The sequence below is a fragment of the Protofrankia sp. CiP1_Cm_nod3 genome, assembly GCF_982290655.1.
On the sequence record NZ_CEVIVD010000090.1, the window covers coordinates 3,598 to 7,381 of the forward strand.

The 3,784-nt window shown below is 73.9% G+C and carries 2 protein-coding genes; both read left to right on the plus strand.

Annotation, left to right across the window (positions count from 1 at the left end):
- Window positions 1-1,676, plus strand: a 1,676-nt coding sequence (locus AC5LUJ_RS16465) for a DEAD/DEAH box helicase (protein ID WP_250291786.1), incomplete at its 5' end; no start/stop codon positions are given.
- A 5-nt stretch (window positions 1,677-1,681) separates the two neighbouring features.
- Entirely contained in the window at window positions 1,682-3,721 is a 2,040-nt protein-coding gene (locus AC5LUJ_RS16470) for a hypothetical protein (RefSeq protein ID WP_493465245.1), read from the plus strand.
- The last annotated feature ends 63 nt before the right edge of the window (window positions 3,722-3,784 follow it).

Here is a 3,784-nt window from a genome sequence, read left to right on the forward strand (position 1 = left end):
ACCCGGAGTGGTCGGAGCTGCTCGACGAGGCGATCGGCGTGTGGAGCAAGCCCGGTTTCGACAGCCTGATCTCGGTTCCCCGCCTGCGGTTCGAGCCCTTCGGCTACCAGCTGCGGACAGCGGGCACCGTCCTGCGGCGCATGCACGGGCGCGCCATCCTCGCGGACGAGGTGGGCCTCGGAAAGACCATCGAGGCCGGCCTGATCCTCTCCGAGCTGCGGATGCGGGCACTCGCGTCCACCGCTCTGGTGGTCGCTCCGGCCGGGCTGGTCGACCAGTGGCGCGAGGAGCTCGACCGCAAGTTCGCGCTGCCGTCCGTCGTGGCGCGCGCGGGCATGTCCCTGGCGGACGTCGGTGCCGCCGACCGGCCGGTGGTTCTCGCCTCGCTCGCGACGGCGCGGCGGGACCCGCTGCGCACCGCGCTGACCGGGCGCGACTGGGACCTGGTGATCATCGACGAGGCGCACCGGGTCCGTAGCCCGCGCACCGCGTCGGGCCGGCTGGCCCGGGCCCTGCGCGCCCGCTACCTGCTGCTGCTGTCGGCGACACCGGTCGAGAACCGGCTCGAGGATCTCTTTGAGCTGGTCAGCCTGGTCTCGCCGGGCCTGCTCGGGACCGCGGCGGAGTTCCGCCGCCGGCACGGGAACGCGGCACCAGGCGCCACCGGTCCGGCGCACGACGCCCCGACGGCCGCACGGGTGCACAATGTCGCGCAGGTGCACAATGTCGCCGAGCTGCGGGCGCGGACCCGTCAGGTGATGGTCCGGCACCGGCGCAGCGAGGTCGAGGTACTCCTCCCGCAGCGGCTGGCCGAAACCGTTCTGATCACCCCCGACGCCCCGGAGGCCGCGCTCTACGCGGCCGTCGCGGCGCGGATCCGCCGCGAGGCCCGGGGCGCGGCGCCGTCCCGGCTTCTCACGCTTCGCGGTCTGGCCCACCACGCCGGATCGTCACCGGCTGCGCTCGCCCCGACACTCGCGAAGGCCGGCTGGCCCGACCTCGCCGCCCAGGCCGGCGAGATAGGGGTCACCCGCAAGACCCGGACCCTCATCGACCTGCTGCGCCGCCGTCTCGCCAGCGACGAGAAGGTCGTCGTGTTCACCGCGTTCCGGCCGACGCTGGAGACGGCCCGGGCCGCGCTCGTCGAGGCCGGCATAGCGGCGGCCGTCTATCACGGCAGCCTGGCCCGGGCCGACAAGGAACGGGTGATCGGCCGCTTCCGTGACGAGGTGCCCGTCCTGCTCACCACCGAATCCGCCGGTGAGGGCCGTAACATGCAGTTCTGCCACGTCATGGTGAACCTCGACCTGCCGTGGAACCCGATGCGGATCGAACAACGCCTCGGCCGCCTGCACCGGGTCGGCCAGACCCATGACGTCGTACTGACCAACCTCGTCGGACGCGGAACGATCGAGGAACGGATCCTGCGCGTCCTCGAGACGAAAATCAATCTTTTCGAACTGGTCGTCGGTGAGCTCGACATGATTCTCGGCCGCATCGACGACGAGACGGATTTCGCCGACCAGGTGTTCGACGCCTACGTCACGGCGGCGGACGACAGCGAGTTCGACGCGCGGATGGAGGAGCTCGGCGACGCTCTCGCCCGGGCCCGGGTCGACTACCTCGCCAGCCGGGCCGCCATCGACGACCTCGCCGGTGGCGAGGAACAGGAGTAGTTCCCATGCCGGTCACCGATCCCGCCCTGCGCTTCTGGCTGCGCTACGCCACGCGGGAAGGGGCGTTGTGGGAGGAAGGCGCCCAGGCCAGCCTCGTCGTTCTCCCGCAGCGCCTGGCCGGTGCGTTCAGCCTCCCGGAGGAGGTCCTCGTCACCAGCGACCCCGAGGTCGCGCGCGAGGACGGGGCCACCCTCATCGCACCCGGCCATCCGGCGCTGGACCAGGCCGCCGACGCCATCCTGACCACCGGGGACGCCGGTCGGCTCACGCTGGCGTGGCCCGCCCGCGTCCCGCCGGGCGCCGACACCCTGCTCGCGCACGCCCGCGACCGCTTCCCGGTCGACCATGGCCGTCTCGACGCCGCCGGCCCGCCCCGACGGGTGCTGCTGCCCGTCCTGCGGGTCGGCGCGCTCGTCCACTTCGACGTGTCGATGGAGAGCAGCTTCCAGGAGCGGATGGACTGCTGGGTGGACGGCCGCTCCGGCCTTGAGATCGCCGACGGCGTGTGGCGTGCGCTGGCCGCCCAGTCCCCGGAGGCGGACGACACGCCCGCCGCCAGTCGTCCCATCGCCCTTCCGCCGGACCTGGCCCGAGCGGTCCGCGAGGCATACCGGCTGATCGATGCTCGAGCGGCCGTACGGTCAGCGGTGATCGCCAAGGACGCGGAGGACGAGCGCGCCGCCGAGATCCGGCGTGTGGAGCGCTACTACTCCGACGCGCTCGCCTCGATCGCCCGCCGGCGTGCCACCGCCGGCGCCGACCGGGTCGCCATGCTCGACGCCCGGGCCGAGGCTACCCGGGCCGAACGGGTGCGCCGGCTGGCCGAGATCGAGGACAAGCATCGCTCGCACATCGACATCCGGCCGATTCGGCTGCACGTGGTCGAGGCGCCGGCGCTGGAGCTCCCGGTGGACGTGCTGCGCGGACCACGCCGTTATCCCCTGCTCCTGCACTGGATGCTCGGGGCGTCCACTTTCGCGCGCGTACGTTGCCCGTCGTGCGGCGAGCCGGCTCCGCTGGTCGCCGCCAAGGACCGGCTCGGCTGCGAACGCTGCCTCCCCTCGCGCGTGCCGGCACACCACCCGCCGCAGCCCCCGGCCCCGGCATCGGCCCCGGCCCCGGCCCCGGCGTCGGCATCGCGGGGAAACGGCGCGTTGCGGACGGCACCCGTGGCGGCACCCGGGACAGCTCCCCCAGCAGCCCGGGCCGCGAAGCAGCCCCCGGCAGCCCCGCCGTCCACAGCACGGCCATCCGTCACTCGCCCGTCAGCCGGACAGCCGTCGGCCACACAGCCGTCGGTGGCCCAGCGATCGGCGGCGCGCCACGGAACGCCGGCCATCCGCGTCGACGGCGGCGACTTCACCGCCAGGCTGTGGCGCGCGGTAGCGACGGCCGACCGCGCAACGGTGCGCACGCTCGTCGCGCCGGAGTCCCCGCTGGGCGCCGCCATCCGGCTGTTCGGGCCGCTCGGCGCCCTGTACGCGGCGGAGATCCCGCCAGGTGAGATCCCCACGGAGATGAGCGTGGACCACCTGCCGACGATGCCAGAAGTGCCTGAGGTGACCACCGGCGTCCTGCGCACAGCACACCGCCAGTACACCTACTCGCTGCGCTGGGGCCTCGAGGGACGACGGCCTGTCGCGTACGAGGTCCTGCCGTACTTCGGCGCCGCGGCGGGCCCGCGGCTGCTGGGCACAGGCCGCTGGGGGGAAACGCGTCAGCCATCCTCGCGGGTGCCGTCCCCGATCGGAGAGCTGGATCCGGTGGCGGCGGCGATCTGGCGGACGACGCTGCCGGCGACCGGCCTCGCCCTGGCCCTGCGCTGCCTCGCGGCGTGGTGGCGGGCGGGCGAGCTGCCCGCCCTCGCGCCCTGCCCCGCGCCGGTGGTGGCCGCGGCGGTCACCCGCATGGTGAGCTGGCGGTCAGGGCTGCGCAGCTCCACCGACGTCGTGGCGGCGGGCTTCGGCGTGGAAGCGGACCGGGTACGCAACGCCGAACGGCCCCTGCAGCGAACGCTCCAGCTCAGCAGGCTCCAGACCTGGTGATCTCCCGAAGTCGGCCTCGCCGGCAACGGTGTCAGGTCCGGCGGTTGCGCTGCCCGCGGCGGG

What these genes read in the sequence shown, in the direction of transcription:
- AC5LUJ_RS16470 (WP_493465245.1), top strand. Translation starts at nt 1,682, where the DNA reads ATGCCGGTCACCGATCCCGCCCTGCGCTTCTGGCTGCGCTACGCCACG.